Genomic DNA, 24,816 nt, shown 5'->3' on the forward strand with positions numbered 1-24,816 from the left:
TCTGCCGTTTGGCGCCCGAATGCAACTCTCTTTAACGCATGCGGTTGAGCACCGATAGCATGGCTGCGGTCTGCGCGTCCGGCGTGCCGTCGAAACGCTGCGGGCGGAAGTGCATCTGGAAGGCGGCGATGACGTTCCGCGTGGCCACATCGAGCTGCCCGGTCTGCTCGATGGCATAGCCAAAGCGCGCCAGTTCCTGCTGGTACCAGCCGATGGTCGGTGGGTTGACGTTGAAATAGGCCTGCTGGCGCGCTACGGCATTGGCTTCAGGCCAGACGCCGAGACCTGCATCCGCCAGACGCTTCCAGGGGAACAACGGACCAGGGTCGAGCTTGCGCGCAGGGGCGATGTCGCTGTGCCCGATGATGTGCCGCGGCTCGATGTTGTTGCGCTTGACGATGTCCTTGAGCAAAGCGATCAACGACTGGATCTGCGCCTCGCTGTAGGGGTACCAGACGCGGCCATTGGCCGTATCGTCGAACCCTGGGTTGACGATCTCGATGCCGATGGAGCTGGAGTTCAGCCAGGTGCGCCCCTGCCACTGGCTGTCACCGGCATGCCAGGCGCGACGGTTCTCGTCGACCAGTTGATAGATGGTGCCCGGACCATCGCCGATGAGGTAATGAGCGCTGACTTCACCATGGGTCAACAACGCCAGCGAACGTTCCAGCGAGGCATTGGTATAGTGCAGGACGACGAACTGGATACGGTTGTCCTGGTTGGCCGAAGGGTGGCTGCGGTCGATGTGCAGGCCGGTCGAGCAACCGGCCAACGTCAAAAGCAGCAATGCGGATAGCAACGCTTTCATGGGAAAAGCCAAGGCAATGTTGGTAATGCAATAGGATAACGGATACTGACGTATCAGACTTATCCTTGCTCCACCCGGTTTCTTCCAGAGTCCTTGGCCCGATAGAGTGCAGCGTCAGCCCGTTTCAGCACTTGGTCGCCACGCTCGCCTGAGCGGAAGGCACTCAATCCGATAGAGGTGGTGATTACCACGCGCTCGCCCTTGAAGTGGAAGGGACAGGCCTCGATCGCCGCGCGTAGCGCTTCAGCAACCTGGGCAGCGGCTGCAGGAGACGTCTGCGGCAGCAACAGCACGAACTCTTCGCCGCCGAACCGGGCGATGAAATCACGTGCGCGCAGGCGCTTGCGCAGCTGGTCGGCAACGATCTTCAGCACCTTGTCGCCGGCCAGGTGACCGTAACTGTCATTGATGCGCTTGAAATGGTCCAGATCGAGAATTGCCATGGCCAGGTGACCACCGCTTTCCTGCCAGTCGAGCATTTCGCGCTCCACCTGCTCGGTCCAGGCCGCGCGATTGGGCAAGCCCGTCAGCGGGTCGATCAACGCCTTCTGCCGCTGTTCCTCCAGGTGTTCACGATAGCCAAGCGCTTCCTGCTCCATGCTCGCGACCCGCTCGGCCAGGCCCTGCAGGCGCCCGGCAAGCTCCTGCTCGCGGCGGTCACGCTCATGCTGGTGCTCGTCCATGGTGCCAAGCAGTGTTTCCAGGCGGTTTTCCAGGATGTGCTTGAGGCTGTCCACATCCACGGCGCCCTGCACGCTGCTTTGCAGACCATCGACCTGTTCGCGCAGCTGGCTGTCCAGCTCGCGCGCGGCGGAACTGTTGTCGGCATGGCCGGCGCTGGCTTCGTGCAGGTGGCTCTGGAAGCTGTCGAGGCGTTCGTTGAGCTGCTGAAGGTAAGTTTCGAATTCGTGCTGCCCGCTGTCGGTGATCGCCAGCATGAGCACGGCCAGGTCATCGAGGACCGGGATCAGTTCGTACCAGTTCAGCCCGCGTGCCACCCGCTCGCGCATTTCCAGGGCCTGGGCCTTGTGGCGTTCCGGCAGGCTGAGGTCGTCGAGCAGGCCGATCAGAGTCTGTTCGATGTGCGCTGCGACCTGGCTGTACGGCGGCTCCACCGCATCGGGAAGGGAGTAGGGGCCGTCCTCACCGAATACTTCTTCGAGTGTCGCCGGCACCGGGACTGTCGGCTGCTCAGGCTGTTCCTGCAGGTCGGGAGCTTCATCGGCCTGCAGCTCAGCTTCAGGCTGGACCACTACCGGTTGTTCAACGGTATGTGGCTGTGCAATCAACTCCGGCTGCGCAGCTTCCTCAGGCTCCGGGGCAGGCGCGGCGGCAGCCAGAGGTTGCAGCTCGTCCGCATCACGCGGCGGCAAGTCCACCAGCACAGGCCCATCCGGCTGCGGCTTGGCTTCGGCCGGCGCAACTTCAGGCGCAGGTTGCGCAGACTCAGCGGTCTCTGGCTGGGGCTCGTTGTCGCGGTTACCGAACAGGCGCTGCAGGAAGCCAGGACGGGCCTCGTCATCCGGCTTGCTCAGGGATGAAAGGGCTCGACCTTGCAGGCCACTGAGCTCACCCAGCAGCGGCGGCAACTCACGTGACTGGGCGACCCCACCATCGAGCTTCTTCGCCAGCTTTTTCAGCGGCCGGGCAACTTCACCGGGCAGCGGCAAGCCTTGAAGCTGGGTAACCAGCGCATTCAGGGCATCACTGACCTGATTCATGCGGGTTTCCCGGCGCTGCTCGGAGTCCAACACCGCCTTTTCCAAGCGCGGGATCAACCCGGCCAGGCCGGCGTCCATGTTGTCGCTGCGGATGACCTCGCGCATTTCCTTCATGTACTGGTCGACGACCTTGTCGCTGCCTTCGGCCGCCAGAGTGCTGCGCACCAGGCCACGGCGCAGCAGGTCGAGGCGCGCGTTCCAGCGGCGTTCGAGCTTTTCCTGCTGTTCGATGCTTTTAAGGTATTTTTCTTTCCAGCGCTCGGCTTCTTCGGTCATGCCTGGATCCGCGACGGGTAATGCATCTGTGGGCTGTGTAATTACACGCTGTCGGCGCGCGCCTCGAACACTTGAGGGCTTGCCGCGGTTTAGCTGATCTAGCTCAAGACCGGCAGCGTATCCACAGTCAGTGCATCAGGCAATCGGATCTCTACCGCAACGGGAAGATGGTCGGAAATCGGCTGCGCCAGCACCTCGACCCGCTCCAGGGTCAGGCTTGGGCTGAGCAGGATGTGGTCCAGGCAGCGCTGCGGGCGCCAGCTGGGGAAGGTGGCTTCGACCTGTGGTGCGATCAGGCCCAGATCGCGGAGGGGCGAATGCTCGAGCAGGTCGGTGGCGTGGGTATTCATGTCGCCCATGAGTACCTGATGGCGGTAGCCGCCGATCAATTCGCGAATGTAGCCCAGTTGAAGGGCGCGAGTCTTGGCACCCAGGGCCAGGTGCATCATGACCACGATCAGCGCATCCTCACCCTCGCCAAAACGCACCAGGATCGCACCACGGCCGGCCGGGCCGGGCAGCGGGTGATCTTCGAGCAGTTGTGGCTTGATGCGGCTGAGCACGCCATTGCTGTGCTGGGCAAAACGCCCGAGGTTGCGATTGAGCTGCTGGTACCAATAAGGAAAGGAACCCAGTTGGGCCAAGTGCTCCACCTGGTTGACGTAGCCTGAGCGCAGGCTGCCGCCATCGGCCTCCTGCAGGGCCACCAGGTCGAAGTCGTTGAGCAACTGACCGATTTTCTTCAGGTTGCCGGCCCGCCCGGTGTGCGGCAGCAGGTGCTGCCAGCTGCGGGTCAGGTAATGCCGGTAGCGCTCGGTACTGATGCCCACCTGGATGTTGAAGCTGAGCAGCCGCAGACGACCATCCTCGGGCAGGCCAGGGGCCTGCAGGTGATGCTCGTTGACCTGCGGCTGGTGCAGGCCAATGCCACGCGCGGTTCTGAAGCGGCGCATGGGGTTCGCCGCTTACTTAGCGGCGCGCTCCTTGGCGATCAGCTGGTCGGCAACGTTCAGTACGCCGTCCGGCCCGCCGGCGGTACCCAGGTCGAAGCGGTACTTGCCGTTGACCACCATGCTCGGTACGCCGGTGATCTCGTACTTCTTCGCCAGTTCCTTGGCCTGGTTGACCTGGCCCTTGATGGCGAACGAGTTGAAGGTGGCGAGGAACTTGTCCTTGTCGACACCCTGGGTGGCAAGGAAATCGGCCATGTCGTTCGGGTCGGTCAGGCGCTTGCGCTGGTTCTGGATGGCGTCGAAGACCGCGGCGTGAACCTTGTGCTCGACACCCATGGCTTCGAGGGTCAGGAACATCTGGCCGTGGGCGTCCCATGGGCCGCCGAACATGGCTGGTACGCGCTTGAAGTTGACGTCCTTGGGCAGTTTCTCGACCCATGGGTTGATGGTTGGCTCGAAGTGGTAGCAGTGTGGGCAGCCATACCAGAACAGCTCGACCACTTCGATCTTGCCTGGCTGGGATACCGGAACAGGGTTGCTCAGCTCGATGTATTCCTTGCCGGCAGTGGCAGGCTCTGCGGCCTGGACGGCAGTCATACCGAAGACGCTGGCAGCGACCAGCGCGGCGCTGAGAATCAGTTTACGCATGCTTTACTCCTGAGCATTCATTGGTCGCCTCGACGCGACCTGTGCTGTGACCGGTGGCGAAGGGCCCGAGTTCTGTAGTGTAACGGCTGCGGACAGAAAAAAGGGCGGTCCGCGCCGCCCTTTCATCTTTAGCGTTACCGCATTAACCGAACGTTAATGCAGGCCCTGGATGTAGCTGGCCAGCGCTTCGATCTCATGGTTGCTCAGCTTGCCGGCGATGGTGCGCATGGTCATCGCATCGCCGTCGTTGGTGCGGTTGCCTTCGCGGAAGTCGGTGAGCTGCTTGGTCACGTACTGCGAATGCTGGCCGCCCAGGTGCGGGAAACCGGCAAGGGCAATACCTGCGCCGTTGGGAGAGTGGCAACCGGTGCAGGCAGGCATGCCTTTTTCCAGGTTGCCGCCATTGAACAGCGCGCGGCCGCGTTCGACCAGCTTGGGATCGGCCGCCCCGACACTGCCCTTCTGGCTGGAGAACCAGGCGGCGATATCGGCCAGGTCCTGGTCACTGAAGTTGGCCAGCATGCCGGTCATTTCCAGCACGGTGCGCTTGCCCGACTTGATGTCGTGCAATTGTTTTTCCAGATATCTCTGGCCCTGGCCGGCCAGTTTCGGGAAGTTCGGCGCCAGGCTGTTGCCGTCGGGGTTGTGGCAGGCACCACAGACGGCTGTCTTGGCCTGGCCGGCGGCGGCATCGCCTTTGATGGGTTCCGCAGCAGTGGCCGCACCTGCGACACCCAGGGTCAACAGCAGACTCACGACTAATTTGTTCATCAGCTAATCCAACACGGCTAAGGGTGAAATGTTATGTATCGGGACTGCCGCTCATCCAAAGGATGACCAAACGGTAGTCCTCGGCACTGCAGTCCATGCACAATCCACGCGGCGGCATAGCCTTGAAACCCTGGGTAACATGCACTACCAGCTGCTCCATGCCTTGCGCCAGCCTTGGCTCCCAAGCTGCCGGGTCACCCTTCTTGGGTGCCTGTGGCAACTGCCCGGCGTGACAGGCCGCACACGTGCGGTTGTACAACGCCTCGGGATCCTGTGTAGCCTGTGCGCTGAAAAACGGCAGGAACATACCGACAGCTAGCAGCCATTTCGCCATGCGAAACGACCTGACAGGGTTGGGGGACGCGCTGCGTTCTGATGCGCGAGCTATTGTTCGACACCCCATGCCCATTCCCCTTCGCTGGGAGAATGAGCACACAAAAACTGGGGCATTATATACTTCCGCCATCCAAACGGAAACGACACCGCTTGCCGGCCTAGGCTTTGGCAACACCCACATCGGAAATCCCATGCAAGTCAATAACCCCATCCTCGGCCTCTGCCAGAGAGCCAAATTCGCCCTCAGCGCTGCCAAGGTCGAACAATGCCCGGACGACCAGGGTTACGAGGTGGCTTTTGCCGGCCGTTCCAACGCCGGCAAATCCAGCGCCCTCAATACCCTGACTCATGCCAGCCTGGCGCGTACCTCGAAAACCCCAGGGCGCACCCAGCTGTTGAATTTCTTCAGTCTGGACGATGAACGGCGTTTGGTCGACCTGCCGGGCTACGGATATGCAAAAGTCCCGATTCCGCTGAAGCAACACTGGCAGAAGCACCTGGAGGCCTACCTGGGCAGCCGTGATTGCCTGAAAGGCATCATTTTGATGATGGATGTGCGTCACCCGATGACCGACTTCGACAAGATGATGCTCGACTGGGCCAAGGCCAGCGGCATGCCGATGCACATCCTGCTGACCAAAGCCGACAAGCTGACCCACGGTGCGGGCAAGAACACCTTGCTCAAGGTGCAGTCGGAGATTCGCAAGGGGTGGGGTGACGCGGCGACCATCCAGCTGTTCTCGGCACCCAAGCGCCTGGGCCTGGAAGAGGCCTACCGGGTACTGGCGGACTGGATGGAGCTGGAAGACAAGCCAGTAGCCTGACCTGTATCCGGTCCCTGTGGGTGCCCACAGGGACCGATACTCAAATTCCGGGCAAAAAAAACCCCGGACTTCGTATGGGGAGGGGGAAGTTCGGGGTCCAAGTCTGGACCGCTAGGGCGGGGTCCAGGTATCTGCCAACACTTAACACAACATAGGAGCATCGAAAGGCTTCACCAGCCATTCAGTTACTCTGAGTTCCACTTCACCGGTTTAGTTCCGGAGCCCTCAAAACTATTTGCGATAGTTTCATGAAACTCCCGAACTAATGGCATCAAGCCATACCAGGATCCGCGTCACCACGTCGCAGATCCTACACATCTTTCCCAGCTCAATCAGTGAGCTTCGTCCCAATTCGAACCAACACCTGCTTCGACCACCAGCGGAACATCCAGTTGCGCGGCGTTGCTCATTTGCGTGCGGATTTCATCTTTCACCTGGTCGACCAGGTCTTCACGTACTTCCAGCACCAGTTCGTCGTGCACCTGCAGGATCACCCGCGCATCCAGGCCGCTCTCGCTCAGCCAGTTGTCGACGTTGACCATGGCGCGCTTGATGATGTCGGCGGCGGTGCCCTGCATCGGCGCGTTGATTGCCGTGCGCTCGGCGCCTTTGCGCAGGGCCGGGTTCTTGGCGTTGATGTCTGGCAGGTACAAGCGGCGGCCGAACAGGGTTTCGACGAAGCCTTGCTCGGCGGCCTGGGCGCGGGTGCGCTCCATGTAGGCCAGCACGCCCGGGTAGCGGGCGAAGTAGCGGTCGATGTAATCCTGCGACTGCTTGCGGTCGACGCCAATCTGCTTGGCCAGGCCGAACGCACTCATGCCGTAGATCAGGCCGAAGTTGATGGCCTTGGCGCTGCGGCGCTGGTCGGTGGTGACGTCTTCCAGCGCCACGCTGAACACTTCCGCTGCCGTCGCGCGGTGCACGTCCAGATCGTTGCGGAAGGCATGCAGCAGGCCTTCATCCTTGGCCAGGTGGGCCATGATGCGCAGTTCGATCTGCGAATAGTCCGCCGCCAGCAGCTTGTAGCCGGGGCTGGCAACGAAGGCCTGGCGAATGCGCCGCCCCTCGGCGGTGCGGATCGGGATGTTCTGCAGGTTCGGATCGCTGGACGACAGGCGCCCGGTGGCGGCCACGGCCTGCTGGTAGGACGTGTGGATACGCCCGGTGCGCGGGTTGATCTGCCCTGGCAGCTTGTCGGTGTAGGTGCTCTTGAGCTTGCTCAGGCTGCGGTACTGCATCAGCACCTCGGGCAGCGGGTAGCCCTGCTCGGCAAGTTCGTCGAGCACCGCTTCAGCGGTGGAGGGCTGGCCCTTGGCGGTCTTGCTCAGCACCGGCATGCCCAGCTTGTCATACAGAATCGCGCCCAATTGCTTGGGCGAGCCAAGGTTGAACTCCTCGCCGGCCAGCGCGTAGGCACGTTGCTCCAGTTCGGCCATCTTCACGCCCAGCTCACCGCTTTGCACCTGCAGCAACGCGGCATCGACCAGCGCGCCCTGGCGCTCGATCTTGGCCAGCACCGGCACCAGCGGCATCTCGATGTCCATCAGTACCGGCTGCACGCTCGGCGTCTGCGCCAAACGCGCCTGCAGCGCGTGGTGCAGGCGCAGGGTGATGTCGGCGTCCTCGGCGGCATAAGGGCCGGCCTTGTCCAGGTTGATCTGGTTGAAGGTCAGCTGCTTGGCACCCTTGCCAGCGATGTCCTCGAAGGCGATGGTGGTGTGGTCGAGGTACTTCAGCGCCAGGCTGTCCATGTCATGACGGGTGGCGGTGGAGTTGAGCACGTACGACTCGAGCATGGTGTCGTAGGCCACGCCGCGCATCTCGATGGCGGGCGAGTTGTTGGCGAGGATGTTGATGTCGTACTTGGCGTTCTGCCCGACCTTGGCCTTGGCCGGGTCTTCCAGCAGCGGCTTCAGTGCCAGCAGCACAGCCTCGCGGTCTAGCTGGGTCGGGGCGCCTTCGTAGTCGTGGGCCAGGGGCACATAGGCCGCTTCATGGGGCTCGACGGCAAACGACAGGCCCACCAGCTGCGCCTGTTGGGCGTCCAGGCTGGTGGTCTCGGTGTCGAAGGCGAACAGCGGCGCCTGGCGCAGCTTCTCCAACCAGGCGTCGAAGCGGGCCTGGTCGAGAATGGTTTCGTACTTGGGCTCGACGTTGGCGACCGGCGCTTCGACCACAGGGGCGACATCGCCGGCCCTGGCCGCATCGCGCTGCACCTCGGCGACCCAGCTCTTGAACTCCATTTCGGTGTACAGCGCCAGCAGCGCCTCGCGGTCAGGCTCGCCGCAAACCAGCGCCTCGACTTCCACATCCAGCGGCACGTCGCACTTGATGGTGGCCAGTTCGTAGGACAGAAACGCCGAGTCGCGGTGCTCTTCGAGCTTGGCCGGCAGGGTCTTGGCGCCGCGGATGGCCAGGGTCGGGACCTTGTCGAGGTTGGCGTACAGGTCGCTGAGGCCACCGCCGATTCCGGTCAGCAGGCCAACTGCAGTTTTCTCGCCGACGCCGGGCACGCCCGGAATATTGTCGACCTTGTCACCCATCAGGGCGAGGAAGTCGATGATGTGTTCCGGGCCAACGCCGAATTTCTCGTGCACGCCGGCCACGTCCAGCACGCTGCCGGTCATGGTGTTGACCAGGGTCACGTGGCCGTCCACCAGTTGCGCCATGTCCTTGTCGCCGGTCGAGATGATCACCGGCCGGCCCTGAGTCGCGCTGCTGCGGGCGAGGGTGCCGATCACGTCATCGGCCTCGACGCCTTCGACGCACAGCAGCGGGTAACCCAATGCCCGGACGCTGGCATGCAGCGGCTCGACCTGCACGCGCAGGTCATCGGGCATGCTCGGCCGGTTGGCCTTGTACTCAGCGAACATGGCATCACGGAAGGTCCCGCCCTTGGCGTCGAAGACCACGGCGAACAGGCTGTCGGGGTATTGCTTGCGCAGGCTCTTGAGCATGTTCAGCACACCCTTGACCGCACCGGTCGGCATGCCCTTGGAAGTGGTCAGCGGCGGTAGCGCGTGAAAGGCGCGGTAGAGGTAGGAGGAACCGTCCACCAGGACGAGGGGCGCTTGGCTCATGAGCAGAATCAACCTTTTCGGCGGGTCCGGAGCTAGAATAGCCGGATCAATGACGACAAAGGGACTAGGTTATCATGCGTACACTCAATCGCTTGTTACTGCTGGGCCTGCTGGCAACCATGCCAGTCGTCACCCTCGCGGCGGACGACGCGCCATCGGCCGATCCCGATGTCACCATTCGCACGGAAGGCGATAAAACCATCCAGGAATACCGGCAAAACGGCTTCCTGTATGCGATCAAGATCACGCCGAAAAACGGCAAGCCGTATTTCCTGGTCCGCGCCGATGGCACCGATGCCAACTTCATTCGTTCCGACCAACCGGACATGCTGATCCCGTCCTGGAAGATCTTCGAGTGGTAATCTGACGCGCGCACCGTTCACATCAACCCGGCACTTCCCGGCGGAAGTGCCCGTATGGGCATTTTTTCATCATGTCAGTCTTCACCCCCGTGACCCGGCCTGAGCTGGAAACCTTTCTGGCGCCGTACGAGCTGGGCCGTCTGCTCGACTTTCAGGGCATTGCCGCCGGTACCGAAAACAGCAACTTCTTCGTCAGCCTCGAACAGGGTGAGTTCGTCCTGACGCTGGTCGAGCGCGGGCCGGTCGAGGACATGCCGTTCTTCATCGACCTGCTCGACGTGCTGCACAATGCCGACATGCCGGTGCCCTACGCCCTGCGTGACCGTGACGGCAATGCCCTGCGCGAACTGTGCGGCAAGCCGGCCTTGCTGCAGCCGCGGCTGTCGGGCAAGCACATCAAGGCGCCGAACCCCCAGCACTGCGCCCAGGTGGGCGAGCTGCTGGCGCACATTCACCTGGCCACCCGCGAACGCATCATCGAGCGCCGTACCGACCGAGGCCTGGACTGGATGCTGGCCTCGGGTGCCGAACTGCTGCCGCGCCTGAGCCCCGAGCAGGCTGCGCTGCTGCAACCGGCGCTGGACGAGATCACCGCGCACAAGGCGCCGATCATGGCCTTGCCGCGTGCCAACCTGCACGCCGACCTGTTCCGCGACAACGTGATGTTCGAAGGCACTCACCTGACCGGTGTCATCGACTTCTACAACGCCTGCTCCGGGCCGATGCTGTATGACATCGCCATCACCGTGAACGACTGGTGCCTGGATGACCACGGTGCGATCGATGTGCCGCGCGCACAGGCACTGCTGGGGGCCTATGCGGCGCTGCGGCCGTTTACCGCTGCCGAAGCCGAGCTGTGGCCGGAAATGTTGCGGGTAGGCTGCGTGCGCTTCTGGCTGTCGCGCCTGATTGCCGCAGAATCGTTTGCCGGGATGGATGTGATGATCCACGACCCGAGCGAGTTCGAGGTGCGCTTGGCGCAGCGCCAGCAGGTGGCATTGCACCTGCCGTTCGCCCTCTAGACCGCATCTGTTTCTTCGCGGGCAAGCCCGCGAAGAGGCCGGAACAGGCTTACAACTGCTCCAGGCAACCTGCGAGGTCACCACCGAGCTTCTCGAGCAGGCGCTCATAGCCCTTGGCATCCACCGGATCGGTCCCGCCCAAGGCATCCAGCTCCGCCAACCGCACCGGCAGCCCGGCCGTCAGTGTCTCGGCCAGGCGCGGCCGCAGCGGTGGCTCGCTGAACACACAGGTCTTGCCCACTTCCTGCAGACGCTTGCGCATCGCGGCCACATGCTGCGCGCCCGGCTGCACCTCCGACGCCACACTGAACACGCCAGTGTGCTGCAGGCCATAGGCCGACTCGAAGTAGTCGAACGCCTCATGGAACACGAAGTAGGGCTTGCCGGCGATCCCGGTCACCCGCGCCTTGATCCGCGCATCCATGCCATCCAGGCGCTCGGTGAAGGCTTTCAGGTTGCTCTGGTAGCGCGCCGCATTGGCAGGATCAGCCGCCGCCAAGTCAGCCGCCATCTTCGCCGCGATCACCCGGGCGTTGACCGACGACAGCCACAGGTGCGCATCCAGGCTGCCTGGGCGGTGATCGTGGTCATGGTCGTCCTGGTCCGCCTCCTCATGGGAATGGCTGTCCTCACCGAAGTGGCGCAGCTTCATGCCTGAAAGCGACTGCACGGCCACCGTCGGCTTGCTGCGGCTGCCCAGCACCCGCGGCAGGAAGTTCTCCATGTCTGGGCCGATCCAGTACAGCAGGTCGGCGTCGCCGACCTTGCGCACGTCGGACGGGCGCAGGGCATAGTGGTGCGGCGAAGCGCCCGGCGGCAGCAGCACGTCCGGCTTGCCCACGCCATCCTGCACGGCGGCGGCAATCTGCTGCAGGGGTTTGATGCTGGTCAGCACGCGCACGTCGGCCTGCGCCGAGCAGGCGATGAAAGCGACAAAAAGCACAAGGAATCGGGACACGATGAATACTCGACTCGTCAGAAACAGGTAACATAATAACGTCTCCATCCAGAACCGTCGCTGCCCATGTCCATCACGCCGCTGGCTCACCGTCCCCACGATCATTCCCATTGCGTGCACAGCGCCTTGTCCGAAGCCGATGCCTTGTGCACGCGCCAGGGCCTGCGCCTGACCGCACTGCGCCGGCGTGTGCTGGAGCTGGTGTGGCAGAGCCACAAGCCGCTGGGTGCCTACGACATCCTCGCCGTGCTCAGCGAGCAGGACGGCCGCCGCGCTGCGCCGCCGACTGTGTACCGTGCGCTGGACTTCCTGCTGGAAAACGGCCTGGTACACCGCATCGCCTCGCTCAACGCCTTCATCGGCTGCAGCCACCCGGAGCACGCGCACCAGGGCCAGTTCCTGATCTGCCGCGAATGCCACGTGGCCATCGAGCTGGAGCAGGACAGCATCAGCGACGCCATCATCAACAGCGCCAATGGCGTGGGCTTCAGCGTCGAAACCCAGACGGTGGAAATCGTCGGCCTGTGCGCCAACTGCCGGAGCGCAGCATGAGCGACGCCCTGATCCGCCTCGAGCAGGTCGGCGTCAGTTTCGGTGGCGAGGCCGTGCTCGACAGCATCGACCTGTCGGTGGCGCCCGGCCAGATCGTTACCCTGATCGGCCCCAACGGTGCCGGCAAGACTACCCTGGTGCGCGCCGTACTCGGGCTGCTCAAACCGCACCGCGGCAAGGTCTGGCGCAAACCGAAGCTGCGTATCGGCTACATGCCGCAAAAGATCCAGGTGGATGCCACGCTGCCGCTGTCAGTACTGCGCTTCTTGCGCCTGGTGCCCGGCGTAGACCGCGCGGCTGCCTTGTCGGCACTGCAGGAAGTGGGTGCCGAACAGGTCATCGACAGCCCGATTCAGACCATTTCCGGTGGCGAGATGCAGCGGGTGCTGCTGGCCCGCGCGCTGCTGCGCGAGCCGCAGCTGCTGGTGCTCGATGAGCCCGTGCAGGGTGTCGACGTAGTCGGCCAGACCGAGCTGTACAACCTGATCACCCGCCTGCGCGACCGCCACGGCTGCGGCGTGCTGATGGTCTCCCACGACCTGCATCTGGTGATGAGCGCCACCGACCAGGTGGTCTGCCTGAACCGCCACGTATGCTGCTCGGGCCACCCCGAGCAAGTCAGCAACGACCCGGCCTTTGTCGAGCTGTTCGGCCAGAACGCCCCGAGCCTGGCTGTCTATCACCACCATCACGACCACAGCCACGACCTGCACGGCTCGGTCGTCGCCCCTGGCACCCATGTTCACGGAGAGCACTGCAAGCATGGCTGATTTTCTTCTTTACGCCTTGCTTGCGGGTCTTTCCCTGGCAGTGGTAGCGGGCCCGCTCGGCTCGTTCGTGGTGTGGCGGCGCATGGCGTACTTCGGCGATACCTTGTCCCACGCCGCGCTGCTGGGCGTGGCGATGGGCTTCGTGCTGGATGTCAGCCCGGCCCTGGCGGTGACCGTGGGCTGCCTGCTGCTGGCGATCCTGCTGGTGACCTTGCAGCAACGCCAGCCGCTAGCCTCCGATACGCTGCTTGGCATCCTCGCCCCCAGCACCCTGTCGCTGGGCCTGGTGGTGCTGAGCTTCATGCATGATGTGCGCATCGACCTGATGGCCTACCTGTTCGGCGACCTGCTGGCCATCAGCACCACCGACCTGGCGTGGATCCTGGGCGGCAGCGCGCTGGTCCTACTGCTGCTCGCCGCGCTGTGGCGACCGTTGCTGGCCATCACCGTGCACGAAGAACTGGCGATGGTCGAAGGCCTGCCGGTAGCGGGCCTGCGCATGGCCCTGATGTTGCTGATTGCCGTGGTCATTGCCGTGGCCATGAAGATCGTCGGCGTGCTGCTGATCACCTCGCTGTTGATCATTCCCGCCGCCGCGGCACAGCGCCACGCCCGCTCGCCAGAGCAGATGGCACTGGGCGCCAGCCTGCTCGGCATTACCGCCGTATGCGGCGGCCTGGCCATGTCCTGGTTCAAGGACACCCCGGCCGGGCCATCGATCGTGGTCTGCGCGGCAGTGCTATTCTTGCTGAGCCTGGCCCTGCCAAAACGCTGAAAACCGGGGTGCACAGAGTTGCACCCTGCAACCTTTTCACCGGTAAAGGGTCTGTAAGACTTATTTTCGAGCGTGCGCACCTGGGTGTAGACTTGCTCGCTTTTTGCGCAAATAGAGAGTCGCAGGAATGAAGCCGTTCGCATCCCGTTATCTGCTTGTTGCCGCGTTTTCCCTGTTCCTGGCTGCGTGTTCCAGCGCGCCGGTCGAGCAGGCCGATGCACCTGCCCAAGCCGATGCCTGGCAGCAGCTGCAACAGAGTATCGCCAGCAACGAGCTGGCCACCGCCGAAGACCAGCTGGCTGCCCTGCAGGCGCAGTCGCCGGATGACGCACGCCTGGAGCAAAACCAGCGCCAGCTGGCCGAGGCCTACCTGAAACGCAGCCAGATCGTGCTGCAGAAGGGCGATGTCAATGCCGCCGCCACTGCACTGGCGCGGGCCCGGGCGCTGATGCCGCAAGCACCGGCCGTAACCGGCGGCGACGCCGTGACCCAGGCGCGCAAGGCCGAGCTGGAGAAGGCCGAAGCGGCCTTGAAGGCGGCTGAGGCCAAGCCGCAAGCGCGGGTGATCGACCCTACGGCGCCGAGCACGGTGATTGCGCTGAAGACCACCGACATCCGGGCGATGCGTCGCCAGCTCGATGAGATTGCCAAGGACGTGGTCAATTACCAGTGTGACGTGGTGTTCCAGGTGCCGCGTACTCAGGATGCGCCTTGGCTGAAAAACCTGCTGGAGAAGCGCGTGCACAAGCTCGACAGCGGGTTCCAGCTGAAGCAGAAGCATGAGATTCAGCGATCGATGCCGGCGCAGGTGGTTCTCGTCCCGCATCAGCGTTGATCCCTTCGCGGGTAAACCCGCTCCCACAGGTCCAGCGCCAGCCTCGCGGCTTGCATAAAATCTGTGGGAGCGGGTTTACCCGCGAAGAAGCCGTATCAGGCAGGAATCGATTCTGCAGCCGCCTCCCTATCCCACACACGATGCCCTTCAACCGCTTTGACAAAGGCATCTACTGCCTTCTGCTCATCACCCAGCAGCAATCCCTTGTCTTCCTTGAGCCCTAAGCTATTCAACAGGTCCTTGGTCAACACCATCGCCTTGAGATGCTTGTATCCCTCCAGCAGGAAGTGCTTGGCCAACCCACTTGAAGCCAACGCCTTGTCCACGCCTTTGGGCACCACAATCCCGTCGAACATGATCGACGGCATCCCCTCCATCGACGCATCTACCGGCAACTGCTTGCCGTCCGCCGTTTTCACCGGCGCCGAAGTCAGCCCCAGGAGCATGGGCCTGGCGCTTTCGGCCTCCAGCGCCTTGACCAGCTTGTCGACGCTGCTGCCGTCCACACCATCGGCCACCAGCACCGCGATCTTGCGGCCCTTGATACCAACTACGCCTGGGTGGTTCATCTGGCTCAAGGCCGGCGACTTCGCCAATTGACTGCCCTTGACCTGCACCGTACCGGCCTTGGGTGCCGGCAAGCCAAGGTTGGCAGCGACAGCGGCGGCCAGCTTGAGGTCGATGTTGGCAAGAATCTCATTCACCTGCCGCGCACGAATGTGTTCACGCTCCACCTTGCCCAGCTCGAAGCTGTAGGCCTTGATGATGTGCTGCTGCTCGGTGGGGCTCATGCTCTGGAAGAACAACCGCGCCTGGGAGAAGTGATCGCCGAACGACTCGCTGCGCTGGCGAATCTTGTGCGCGTCGATGCGCTCCTGATAACTCTCGAAGCCTCCATCCTGAGCAGCCGGAGGGGTTTCTTTCGGCCATCCGCCGTCTATCGAATTAGGTTCATAGGATGCGCGCCCTTTGTGCAGCACGTGCTGGTGCAGCGCATCGCGCTGATTGTTGTGGTTCGGCGCAACGGGCTGGTTGATCGGGATCTGGTGGAAATTCGGTCCGCCAAGACGGCTGATCTGGGTGTCGGTATAGGAAAACAGCCGACCCTGCAGCAATGGGTCGTTGCTGAAATCGATCCCGGGCACGATATGGCCGGGGCAGAAAGCGACCTGCTCCACCTCAGCGAAGAAGTTGTCAGGATTGCGGTTGAGCACCATCTTGCCCAGCGGCGTAACCGGCACCAGCTCTTCGGGAATGATCTTGGTAGGGTCGAGCAGGTCGAAGTCGAACTTGTGCTCATCCGCCTCCGGCACGATCTGCACGCCCAGTTCCCACTCTGGATAATCGCCAGTCTCGATAGCCTCCCACAGGTCCCGGCGCTGGAAGTCGGTGTCCTTGCCTGCAAGCTTCTGGGCCTCGTCCCACAGAAGCGAGTGCACGCCCTGGCGCGGCTTCCAGTGGAACTTGACGAAGCTCGCCACGCCCTCGGCATTGATCAGCCGGAACGTGTGCACGCCAAAGCCTTCCATCATCCGCAGGCTGCGCGGAATGGCACGGTCGGACATGGCCCAGATGACCATGTGGGCCGATTCGGGCACCAGTGAGACAAAGTCCCAAAAGGTGTCGTGGGCCGAACCACCGGTGGGGATTTCGTTGTGCGGCTCCGGTTTGACCGCGTGCACAAAGTCCGGGAACTTGATGGCGTCCTGAATGAAGAAGACCGGCATGTTGTTACCCACCAGGTCGAAATTGCCTTCATCCGTATAGAACTTCACGGCGAAACCGCGCACGTCGCGCACCGTGTCGCCGGACCCGCGTGGGCCTTGCACAGTGGAGAACCGCACGAATACCGGGGTGACTTTCTCAGGGTCCTGCAGGAAGCCCGCTTTGGTCAGTTCGGCGTGGTTGCCATAACTCTGGAAATAGCCATGGGCACCGGTGCCCCGGGCATGCACGATGCGTTCAGGGATGCGCTCGTGGTCGAAGTGAGTAATCTTCTCGCGCATGATGAAGTCTTCAAGCAGCGAGGGGCCACGGGGCCCGGCCTTGAGCGTGTTCTGGTTATCGGCGATGCGCACACCCTGGTTGGTCCGCAGTGCCTGGCCGGTCGAATCGCTGCGATTCTCTTCCAAGGCCTGCAACTTGCGGTTGGTGTTGGCCCGATCGGGGGTGTCGGTACCGGCGAGCTGGCTCTGTTTCGGCGAATCCGGTTTCTTGCTAGGCATCACGGCTCTCCTTATCAGTCTTCAGGCGTGCCCGTAACGGGCTTGTGCAAGTAGTGACCGGAGGGCTTTGTCGAGCGTTCAATCAGGATTACCGGTTGTCGCGATATGCCCGAAGGATTGGTGCATTACGAAATAAATGCTAAGAACAGCTATGGGAAAAGGCTAAAATGCGCGACCCCAGCTAACCGCTGCCCCAAATTCCATGCGCCCCACAAGGTTCGCTACGTGATCGAGTTCCAACAGGTACATAAAACCTACCGCGTCGCCGGTAGGGAAATCCCCGCACTGAATCCGACCAGCCTGACCATCGAAAACGGCCAGGTATTCGGCCTGATCGGCCATTCCGGCGCTGGCAAGAGCACCATGCTGCGCCTGATCAACCGCCTCGAAGAGCCTTCCGGCGGCACGATCATCGTCGACGGCGAAGACGTCACCGCGTTCAACGCCAGCCAGCTGCGCGGCTTCCGCCAGCAGGTCGGGATGATCTTCCAGCACTTCAACCTGCTGGCTTCCAAGACTGTCGCCGACAACGTCGCCCTGCCGCTGACCCTGGCCGGCGAGCTGTCGCGCAGCGAGATCGACAAACGTGTCACCGAGTTGCTGGCCCGTGTCGGCCTGCAGGACCACGCCAGGAAGTACCCGGCGCAGTTGTCCGGCGGCCAGAAGCAGCGCGTCGGCATCGCCCGTGCCCTGTCGACCAACCCGAAGATCCTGCTGTGCGACGAAGCCACCAGCGCCCTCGACCCGCAGACCACTGCTTCGGTGCTGCAGCTGCTGGCCGAGATCAACCGTGAGCTGAAGCTGACCATCGTGCTGATCACCCACGAAATGGACGTGATCCGCCGGGTCTGCGACCGCGTGGCGGTGATGGATGCCGGCCAGATCGTCGAGCAAGGCCCGGTGGCCGACGTGTTCCTGCACCCGCAACACCCGACCACCAAGCGTTTCGTCCAGGAGGATGAACAGGTCGATGAAGGCGAGCAGCGCGATGACTTCGCCCACGTGCCAGGCCGTATCGTGCGCCTGACCTTCCAGGGCGATGCCACTTACGCCCCGTTGCTGGGCACCGTGGCGCGCGAAACCGGTGTGGACTACAGCATCCTCGCCGGGCGTATCGACCGCATCAAGGATGTCCCCTATGGCCAGCTCACCCTTGCCCTGATCGGCGGGGACATGGAAGCGGCGTTCGCCCGCTTCAAGGCAGCTGACGTACATATGGAGGTACTGCGTTGATGGACGCCCTGAATTTCTTCGCCAACGTCGACTGGGCCGAAATCTGGCTGGCCACCGTCGATACCATGATCATGCTGTTCGGCTCGCTGTTCTTCACCGTGCTGCTGGGCCTGCCACTGGGCGTGCTGCTGTTCCTCTGCGGGCCGAAGCAGATGTTCGAGCAGAAGGGCGTGTATGCGCTGCTGTCGTTGATCGTCAATATCCTGCGCTCGCTGCCGTTCATCATCCTGCTGATCGTGATGATTCCGTTCACCGTGCTGATCACCGGCACCTCGCTGGGTGTCGCCGGCGCAATTCCGCCGCTGGTGGTGGGTGCTACCCCGTTCTTCGCGCGCCTGGTGGAAACCGCCCTGCGTGAAGTGGACCGCGGCATCATCGAGGCCACCCAGTCGATGGGCGCCACCACCCGCCAGATCATCACCAGCGCGCTGCTGCCGGAGGCCCGCCCGGGCATCTTCGCGGCGATCACCGTCACCGCCATCACCTTGGTGTCGTACACCGCCATGGCCGGCGTGGTCGGCGCTGGCGGCCTGGGCGACCTGGCCATCCGCTTCGGTTACCAACGTTTCCAGACCGACGTGATGGTCGTGACCGTGGTGCTGTTGCTGGTGCTGGTTCAAGTCCTGCAGAGCGTGGGCGACAAACTGGTCGTGCATTTTTCCCGTAAGTAACCCCAATGGGGTCGGCCCGGCCGACCCGTTCGGGGGCCGTCGCGGCCCTCACAAGGAGTGATTCATGAAGAAGCTGCTTGCTGTTGTCGCCGCTGTCGCGGCCTTCTCGGCCAACGCCGCCGAAACCCTTACCGTCGCCGCCACCCCGGTGCCGCACGCCGAGATCCTCAACTTCGTCAAACCTCAGCTGGCGAAAGAGGGCGTGGACCTGAAGGTCAAGGAATTCACCGACTACATCCAGCCGAACGTGCAAGTGGCCGAGAAGCGCCTGGACGCCAACTTCTTCCAGCACCAGCCATACCTGGATGAGTTCAACAAGGCCAAGGGCACCAACCTGGTCAGCGTTGCCGGCGTGCACATCGAGCCGCTGGGCGTGTACTCGGCCAAGATCAAGAAGCTCGACGAACTGTCCTCCGGCGCTACCGTGGTCATCCCCAACGACGCCACCAACGGCGGCCGCGCCCTGCTGCTGCTGGACAAGGCAGGCGTGATCAAGCTCAAGGACAACACCAACATCCTGTCGACCGTGAAGGACGTTGCCGAGAACCCGAAAAGCGTGAAGTTCCGTGAGCTGGAAGCAGCCACCATCCCGCGCGTGCTGACCCAGGTCGATATCGCCCTGATCAACACCAACTACGCGCTGGAAGCCAAGCTGAACCCAGAGAAAGACGCTCTGGCCATCGAAGGCAAAGACTCGCCGTACGTGAACATCCTGGTTGCCCGCCCGGACAACAAGGACTCGGACGCGATGAAGAAGCTGGCTGCCGCACTGCACTCGCCTGAGGTGAAGCAGTTCATCAACGAGAAGTACAAAGGCGCTGTGGTGCCGGCGTTCTAAGCCGAACAATCGCGCTGGATTCTTCGCGGGGCAAGCCCGCTCCTACAGAGGGATGCATTCCCTTGTAGGAGCGGGCTTGCCCCGCGAAGCTTTTTAAAGCCCCATCAATCCCGCTTCACAAGCCCTGGCAGTTGCGCCACCAGCTTCTGGTTGTTGAACGGCGCACGAATGAACCCGCGCTGACGCCCATCGGGTCCGACGACCGCCAGGTTGCCGCTGTGATCCACGGTATACCCCGGCTTGCTCGTATCGGCCGGGATGAACGGAATGCTCAAGGCATTGGCCAGCTTCTGGGTATCTTCGATCGACCCCGCCACGCCGACGAAATCCTTGTCGAAATAGCCCAGGTACTGCTTCAGCTGGTTCGGCGTATCGCGGTTCGGGTCCACGCTCACCAACACCACCTGCAGCCGGTCCACGGCCTCCTTGGGCAGCTCGCTCTTCACCTGGCGCAACTGGGCCAGGGTGGTCGGGCAGATGTCCGGGCAGTAGGTATAGCCGAAGAACAACAGCGACCACTTGCCCTTCAGGTCGTCCAACTGTACCGCCTGGCCATCCTGGTTGGTCATGGTCACGTCGGCCACCGCGCGGCTCTGCGGCAACAGAATGATGCCGGCATCGATCAGGTCGGTCGGGTTCAGCTGGCCCCGTTCACTGAGCACCTTGTTGACGGTAAGGCCCAGGATCAGCGCGACCAGGGCGACGAGGATGAAGACGGTTTTCTGGGTTCGGGTCATAGATTCAGCAACAGGTAGTGGTCAACGAGCAACGCGATGAACAGCGCGAACAGGTAGCCGATAGAGTACTTGAAGGTGCCGATCGCCGCGTGCGGCTGGCTGCCACGGTACAACACCCAGGCCCATTGCAGGAAGCGCAGGCCCAGTACCAGAGCGCAGGCCAGGTACAACAGGCCGCTCATGTGGATGGCAAACGGCAGCAGGCTCACTGCCAGCAATATCAGGCTGTACAGCAGGATATGCAGCTTGGTGTAGCGCTCGCCATGGGTCACTGGCAGCATCGGGATATCGGCCTTGGCGTACTCTTCTTTGCGGTGGATGGCCAAGGCCCAGAAGTGCGGTGGCGTCCAGGCGAAGATGATCAGCACCAGCAGCAAAGGCTCGGCGCTGACGTGGCCACTCACTGCGACCCAGCCCAGCAGCGGCGGTGCGGCGCCTGCCAGGCCACCAATGACGATGTTCTGCGGCGTGGCGCGCTTGAGAAAGCCGGTATAGAGCACCGCGTAACCGAGCAGGGAAGCCAGGGTCAGCCAGGCGGTGAGGGCGTTGGTGAAGACCAGCAGCATGGCCATGCCAAGCAGCGCCAGGGCCAGGGCGAACAGCAACGCCGGCAACGGCTCGACCCGGCCCTGGGCCAATGGGCGTTTGCGGGTACGCGCCATCAGCGCGTCGATGCGCCGGTCCACCACATGGTTGACCACTGCCGCGCTGCCCGCACACAGGGCGATACCCAGGTTGCCAAGCAGCAGCACGCTCCAGCTGACCCCTGCGCGGGTTGCCAGGAACATGCCCGCCAGCGAAGTGATCAACATCAGCACCACCACCTTGGGCTTGGTCAGCTCCAGGTAATCGCGCCATCCGGCACGCCGTGCGCTCAGAAGCGTCGCCACGAATCGTTCCTCATGTGATGGTTGATGCTTACTCCGACCACGGGCCGCAGGCGCCAGCCCTGTCCGACACCAACACGGACCTTGTCGACCACACGGATGCGGTAGTTGACCAGCACAATGCTCAGCAGCAGCAATGCACCGCCAGCGTTGTGCGCGACGGCCACGGCCAGCGGCAGGTGGAACAGCACATTGCTGATCCCCAGGCCGACTTGCACGGCCAACGCCAGCAGCACCAGCCGTGACAGGCCAGTCAGACCACAGCGGTAAAGCTTCCAGCTGAGCATCAGCAGCACACAGGTCACCAATAGCGCGCCCAGACGGTGGCTGATGTGGATGGCCGTGCGCGCATCGCTGTCCAGCTGCCCACCCAGGTAGTTGGGGCCGACGTGCTGGCTGAGGTGGAAGCCGTTGCTGAAGTCGGCCGCCGGCCACCACTGGCCATGGCAGGTGGGCAGGTCGATGCAGGCGACCGCCGCATAGTTGGCACTGACCCAGCCTCCCAGGGCGATCTGGCCAATCACCACCAGCAAGGCCAACGCGGCTATCCGCCGTAGGCTGAGCGGCAGCTTTGGCAAGGGCGCAAAGGCCCGGGATAGACGCAGGGACAGCAGGAACAGCAGGCTCAGGGTGGTGAAGCCACCCAGCAGATGCGCGGTGACCACTTGCGGCCACAGCTTGAGGGTGACGGTCCACATGCCGAACGCTGCCTGCGCCAGCACCACGCCCAGCAACAACAGGGGCAGGCGATACGGCTGGCCATCGCGGGCATGTCGGCGCAGCGCCTGCAAGGCGAGCAGGGCGATCACCACGGCGAGGGTGCCGGCGAAGTAGCGGTGGACCATTTCGGCCCAGCCCTTGGCCTCTTCCACCGGGTGGTCCGGGAAGTGCAGTCCGGCATGGGCCAGCTGCGCTTCGCTGCTGGGCACGCTGATGAAGCCATAGCAACCCGGCCAGTCGGGGCAGCCGAGCCCGGCATGGGTCAGGCGAGTGTAGGCACCGAGCAGGACGACCAGCAGTGCCAGCAGGGTGGCGAACACAGCGATGCGGAATCCGGGTCTGGCCATGGCAGGCTCCTAGCCGATGTTGGACAGCTTGAGCAGGTGACGCAGGTCATCGAGCACGTGCTTACCGTTGACCTTGCCGTCGTAGCGCAGCACCAGGTTGCCGTGCGGGTCGACAATCCACAGTTGCGGGCCGGTCTCACCCACCTTCTGCAGGTAGCGCTGGGCATCCAGTGGGTAGCGTTGCAACTGTGGATACTCACGCCCCAGCAGCGCCTGATAGTCGCTGGCCAATGGCTGGGCGGCAGCCAAGGCGTGGCTGGCACGGCTGGCGTCGCGGCCCAGGCCGACCTGGATCTGCCGCACCAGGTACACCAGCCGCTGGCATTCCTCGGCGCAGGCCTCGGGCGCGCTCACCAGCAGTTGCCAGCGTTCGTCCTCGCCAGCAATGCCGATATCGGCACGGCTCTCGCCGTTGCCGATCATCGCGCCGTGGTAGCTGCGGCCGTCCGGTACCCAGAACTGGAGCTTGTACATGCAGGTGGCCAGTATCATCGGCCCGAGCACCACCAGCAGGATGAGAATCAGCTGCAAACGCCCGCGGGCTGTGGGTTTGCCACGTTCAGGCACGTCCAGTGGAGTGGCGGTGGCCATGCTGTTTCTCCTTGTTGTTGTGCCAGCCGAAGTAGAGGTAGAGCAGCACCAGCGCAGTGGCCAGGGCGAACCACTGCACGGCGTAACCGAGGTGTTTTTCCGGGCCCATGGCGACTACCGGCCAGTCCAGCCGATAAGCAGCCGCGCTGGGCTCCAGGCGTAATTCATGGGCGAAGCCTTCGCGACCGAGCTGCTGCCACACTTGCGCAGCGTCTATCGCAGTGAGCAGGTGCGGCCATTGCCCCCCGATCGGGTCGGGGTGCAGCTGGAAGGTGCTGCCCGGTGCCACATACACCGACGTGTTCAGCGCCAGTACCTGGTCGGGGGTGTCGAAATGCACCGGCACGCGGCGGTCTGGCCAAGGTAACCAGCCACGGTTGACCAGCAGCCACAGGCCACTGGCCTGGTCATGGAAGGGTTGCAGCAGCTCGACGCCAACTTGGCCGTCACGCATGCGGTTGTCCAGCAACACGCTGTGCTCGGCGTCGAAGCGGCCATAGAGATGCACACGGCGGAAGGCAGAGTCCTGGGTCTGCAGCAACTGGGCGGTGGCCAGCGGGGCATCGACCTCACGCTGGGCATAGGTCTCAAGCAATACGCGCTTCTCTTCGGCCCGGCCGAGTTGCCAGCAGCCAAGCGCGATCAGCCCCGGCAGCAGCGCAAGCACCACCAGGGTCGGTATCCAGCCTGGGCGAAAGCGTCTCATCGCAGCCTCGCCGGGCCAATCGCTATACTTATCCACATCACCGCATCCCCCCGGAGTATCGCCATGCTCAAGGCCGCGATTGTCCTGATGCTGTTGGCCACGGTCGCCAGCCTGTTCAGTGGCCTGGTGTTTCTGGTCAAGGACGATGAAAACTCGACCCGCCTGCTGAAAGCCCTGACCGTGCGCGTCACCCTGGCGGCCCTGACCGTCGGCCTGGTCGCCTGGGGCTTCATCAGTGGTCAGCTGGTGTCTCACGCACCGTTCTGATCACAGCACATACACAAAGATGAACAGCCCCACCCACACCACATCGACGAAGTGCCAATACCAGCTCGCCGCCTCGAAACCGAAGTGTTTATCGGGGTTGAAGTGCCCGCGCAGGATGCGCACGAACATCACGATCAGGATGATCGTGCCCAAAGTCACGTGGGCCCCGTGGAACCCCGTGAGCATGAAGAACGTCGCGCCATAGATGCCCGAGCCCAGCGTCAGCCCCAGCTTGGTGTAGGCCTCGTGGTACTCGTAGGCCTGCAGCGTGATGAAGCTGATACCCAGCAGGATGGTGAGCGCCATCCAGAATTTCAGCGGGCCACGATGGTCACGGCGCAGGGCGTGGTGCGCGATGGTGATGGTCACGCTGGAGCTGACCAGCAGGATGGTGTTGATCAGCGGCAGGTGCCACGGGTCGATCACTTCCTTGGGCGGCGGGAACAGTTTCGGGTCGGGCGTGTGCAACAGCGGCCAGGTGAATTCGAACGTCGGCCACAGCATGTGCGCAACACCTTTGGCCCCTTCACCGCCCAGCCACGGCCCAGCCAGCACGCGCACGTAGAACAGCGCACCGAAGAAGGCCAGGAAGAACATCACTTCCGAGAAGATGAACCAGCTCATGCCCCAGCGGAACGAGCGGTCCAGCTGCGGGCTGTACAGCCCGGCGCGGCTCTCGCGGACCACCGCGCCGAACCAGCCGAACAGCATGTAGGCCAGGAACAGCGCGCCGACGAAGAAGATCAGCGGCCCGTGCGACGACGGGTGACCGGCCTTCATGTCGTTGAACCAGGTACCCAGGCCGAACACCGTGATGAACATGCCGATGGTGGCGATGATCGGCCACTTGCTCTGCGCCGGAACGTAGTAGTGCTCATGACTTGCCATTGCTGTTCTCCTTCC

25 protein-coding genes and 1 pseudogene are annotated in these 24,816 nt (G+C 63.1%); 11 read left to right on the top strand and 15 right to left on the bottom strand.

The window, feature by feature from the left end; translation table 11 throughout:
- Positions 1 to 31 precede the first annotated feature (31 nt).
- From C2H86_RS11410 to C2H86_RS11435, 6 genes and pseudogenes are all read right to left on the bottom strand, one after another.
- Complete coding sequence (locus C2H86_RS11410; protein WP_159412629.1) at positions 32 to 808, bottom strand: N-acetylmuramoyl-L-alanine amidase; 777 nt, start codon at positions 806 to 808, stop codon at positions 32 to 34.
- A 59-nt stretch (positions 809 to 867) separates the two neighbouring features.
- The gene (locus C2H86_RS11415) at positions 868 to 2,805 is read right to left on the bottom strand and encodes a GGDEF domain-containing protein (protein ID WP_159412630.1); all 1,938 of its coding nucleotides are present in this window, start codon (positions 2,803 to 2,805) and stop codon (positions 868 to 870) included.
- A 98-nt stretch (positions 2,806 to 2,903) separates the two neighbouring features.
- A pseudogene (locus tag C2H86_RS11420) lies at positions 2,904 to 3,736 on the bottom strand (endonuclease/exonuclease/phosphatase family protein).
- Between the two features lie 34 nt (positions 3,737 to 3,770).
- Positions 3,771 to 4,406 (bottom strand): thiol:disulfide interchange protein DsbA, encoded by a 636-nt coding sequence (gene dsbA, locus C2H86_RS11425; RefSeq protein WP_159412632.1) that lies wholly within the window; start codon positions 4,404 to 4,406, stop codon positions 3,771 to 3,773.
- Positions 4,407 to 4,559: 153 nt separating this feature from the next.
- Positions 4,560 to 5,177 carry a c-type cytochrome gene (locus C2H86_RS11430; RefSeq protein ID WP_079230207.1) on the bottom strand — a complete coding sequence of 206 codons (618 nt, stop codon included), beginning with the start codon at positions 5,175 to 5,177 and terminating at the stop codon, positions 4,560 to 4,562.
- A 31-nt stretch (positions 5,178 to 5,208) separates the two neighbouring features.
- Positions 5,209 to 5,511, bottom strand: a complete 303-nt coding sequence (locus C2H86_RS11435) for a c-type cytochrome (protein ID WP_027917189.1) — start codon at positions 5,509 to 5,511, stop codon at positions 5,209 to 5,211.
- A gap of 193 nt (positions 5,512 to 5,704) precedes the next feature.
- Between C2H86_RS11435 and yihA the strand changes: the two genes are divergently transcribed.
- A complete protein-coding gene (gene yihA / locus C2H86_RS11440) occupies positions 5,705 to 6,337 on the top strand; it encodes a ribosome biogenesis GTP-binding protein YihA/YsxC (RefSeq protein ID WP_103448325.1) in 633 nt (210 codons plus the stop codon).
- 332 nt (positions 6,338 to 6,669) lie between these two features.
- Here yihA and polA read toward each other — a convergent pair whose 3' ends face one another.
- Positions 6,670 to 9,417, bottom strand: coding sequence for a DNA polymerase I (gene polA / locus C2H86_RS11445; protein ID WP_159412633.1), 2,748 nt, complete (start codon positions 9,415 to 9,417; stop codon positions 6,670 to 6,672).
- 74 nt (positions 9,418 to 9,491) lie between these two features.
- Here polA and C2H86_RS11450 point away from each other — a divergent pair, with 74 nt between their 5' ends.
- Together C2H86_RS11450 and C2H86_RS11455 are read left to right on the top strand one after the other, a co-directional pair.
- Positions 9,492 to 9,779 (top strand): DUF2782 domain-containing protein, encoded by a 288-nt coding sequence (locus C2H86_RS11450; RefSeq protein WP_159412634.1) that lies wholly within the window; start codon positions 9,492 to 9,494, stop codon positions 9,777 to 9,779.
- Between the two features lie 71 nt (positions 9,780 to 9,850).
- Positions 9,851 to 10,801, top strand: coding sequence for a homoserine kinase (locus C2H86_RS11455; protein ID WP_159412635.1), 951 nt, complete (start codon positions 9,851 to 9,853; stop codon positions 10,799 to 10,801).
- Positions 10,802 to 10,850: 49 nt separating this feature from the next.
- On the opposite strand, the gene C2H86_RS11460 is transcribed toward C2H86_RS11455, so the two are convergent.
- On the bottom strand, positions 10,851 to 11,807 hold the full coding sequence (locus C2H86_RS11460) for a zinc ABC transporter substrate-binding protein (protein ID WP_159412636.1): 957 nt from the start codon (positions 11,805 to 11,807) through the stop codon (positions 10,851 to 10,853).
- Positions 11,808 to 11,825: 18 nt separating this feature from the next.
- Here C2H86_RS11460 and zur point away from each other — a divergent pair, with 18 nt between their 5' ends.
- The 4 genes from zur (at position 11,826) to C2H86_RS11480 (ending at position 14,691) form a co-directional block, all read left to right on the top strand.
- Entirely contained in the window at positions 11,826 to 12,311 is a 486-nt protein-coding gene (gene zur / locus C2H86_RS11465) for a zinc uptake transcriptional repressor Zur (RefSeq protein WP_159412637.1), read from the top strand.
- Complete coding sequence (znuC, locus tag C2H86_RS11470) at positions 12,308 to 13,081, top strand: zinc ABC transporter ATP-binding protein ZnuC (protein ID WP_159412638.1); 774 nt, start codon at positions 12,308 to 12,310, stop codon at positions 13,079 to 13,081. Before zur ends, znuC begins: the two co-directional genes overlap by 4 nt.
- On the top strand, positions 13,074 to 13,856 hold the full coding sequence (gene znuB / locus C2H86_RS11475; RefSeq protein WP_110639511.1) for a zinc ABC transporter permease subunit ZnuB: 783 nt from the start codon (positions 13,074 to 13,076) through the stop codon (positions 13,854 to 13,856). Before znuC ends, znuB begins: the two co-directional genes overlap by 8 nt.
- Before the next feature lie 127 nt (positions 13,857 to 13,983).
- Entirely contained in the window at positions 13,984 to 14,691 is a 708-nt protein-coding gene (locus tag C2H86_RS11480) for a PA5502 family lipoprotein (protein ID WP_159412639.1), read from the top strand.
- Positions 14,692 to 14,786: 95 nt separating this feature from the next.
- Here the strand turns inward: C2H86_RS11480 and katE are convergent, their stop codons facing one another.
- Positions 14,787 to 16,916 carry a catalase HPII gene (gene katE, locus C2H86_RS11485; RefSeq protein ID WP_159412640.1) on the bottom strand — a complete coding sequence of 710 codons (2,130 nt, stop codon included), beginning with the start codon at positions 16,914 to 16,916 and terminating at the stop codon, positions 14,787 to 14,789.
- A gap of 225 nt (positions 16,917 to 17,141) precedes the next feature.
- Between katE and C2H86_RS11490 the strand changes: the two genes are divergently transcribed.
- The 3 genes from C2H86_RS11490 to C2H86_RS11500 all read left to right on the top strand — a co-directional run bounded on the left by C2H86_RS11490 (position 17,142) and on the right by C2H86_RS11500 (position 19,658).
- Positions 17,142 to 18,149, top strand: coding sequence for a methionine ABC transporter ATP-binding protein (locus tag C2H86_RS11490; RefSeq protein WP_159412641.1), 1,008 nt, complete (start codon positions 17,142 to 17,144; stop codon positions 18,147 to 18,149).
- Positions 18,149 to 18,820, top strand: coding sequence for a methionine ABC transporter permease (locus C2H86_RS11495; protein ID WP_103448334.1), 672 nt, complete (start codon positions 18,149 to 18,151; stop codon positions 18,818 to 18,820). The genes C2H86_RS11490 and C2H86_RS11495 overlap by 1 nt, the downstream gene beginning before the upstream one ends.
- Positions 18,821 to 18,884: 64 nt before the next feature.
- Positions 18,885 to 19,658, top strand: coding sequence for a MetQ/NlpA family ABC transporter substrate-binding protein (locus C2H86_RS11500; protein WP_159412642.1), 774 nt, complete (start codon positions 18,885 to 18,887; stop codon positions 19,656 to 19,658).
- Positions 19,659 to 19,762: 104 nt separating this feature from the next.
- On the opposite strand, the gene C2H86_RS11505 is transcribed toward C2H86_RS11500, so the two are convergent.
- Genes C2H86_RS11505 through C2H86_RS11525 form a run of 5 tightly spaced genes read right to left on the bottom strand, consistent with a single transcriptional unit; the run spans position 19,763 to position 23,646 of the window.
- Positions 19,763 to 20,395, bottom strand: a complete 633-nt coding sequence (locus C2H86_RS11505) for an SCO family protein (RefSeq protein WP_159412643.1) — start codon at positions 20,393 to 20,395, stop codon at positions 19,763 to 19,765.
- Entirely contained in the window at positions 20,392 to 21,285 is an 894-nt protein-coding gene (gene cyoE, locus C2H86_RS11510; RefSeq protein WP_159412644.1) for a heme o synthase, read from the bottom strand. The genes C2H86_RS11505 and cyoE overlap by 4 nt, the downstream gene beginning before the upstream one ends.
- Entirely contained in the window at positions 21,270 to 22,349 is a 1,080-nt protein-coding gene (locus C2H86_RS11515; RefSeq protein WP_159412645.1) for a COX15/CtaA family protein, read from the bottom strand. The genes cyoE and C2H86_RS11515 overlap by 16 nt, the downstream gene beginning before the upstream one ends.
- A 9-nt stretch (positions 22,350 to 22,358) precedes the next feature.
- Positions 22,359 to 22,940 carry a hypothetical protein gene (locus C2H86_RS11520; RefSeq protein WP_159412646.1) on the bottom strand — a complete coding sequence of 194 codons (582 nt, stop codon included), beginning with the start codon at positions 22,938 to 22,940 and terminating at the stop codon, positions 22,359 to 22,361.
- Entirely contained in the window at positions 22,909 to 23,646 is a 738-nt protein-coding gene (locus C2H86_RS11525; protein ID WP_159412647.1) for an SURF1 family protein, read from the bottom strand. The genes C2H86_RS11520 and C2H86_RS11525 overlap by 32 nt, the downstream gene beginning before the upstream one ends.
- Positions 23,647 to 23,709: 63 nt before the next feature.
- Between C2H86_RS11525 and C2H86_RS11530 the strand changes: the two genes are divergently transcribed.
- Entirely contained in the window at positions 23,710 to 23,913 is a 204-nt protein-coding gene (locus tag C2H86_RS11530) for a twin transmembrane helix small protein (RefSeq protein WP_054884381.1), read from the top strand.
- Here C2H86_RS11530 and C2H86_RS11535 read toward each other — a convergent pair whose 3' ends face one another.
- Positions 23,914 to 24,801 (bottom strand): cytochrome c oxidase subunit 3, encoded by an 888-nt coding sequence (locus tag C2H86_RS11535; protein ID WP_159412648.1) that lies wholly within the window; start codon positions 24,799 to 24,801, stop codon positions 23,914 to 23,916.
- Positions 24,802 to 24,816: the final 15 nt, after the last annotated feature.

It is taken from the genome of Pseudomonas putida, from assembly GCF_009883635.2.
GTDB lineage: Bacteria > Pseudomonadota > Gammaproteobacteria > Pseudomonadales > Pseudomonadaceae > Aquipseudomonas > Aquipseudomonas putida_W.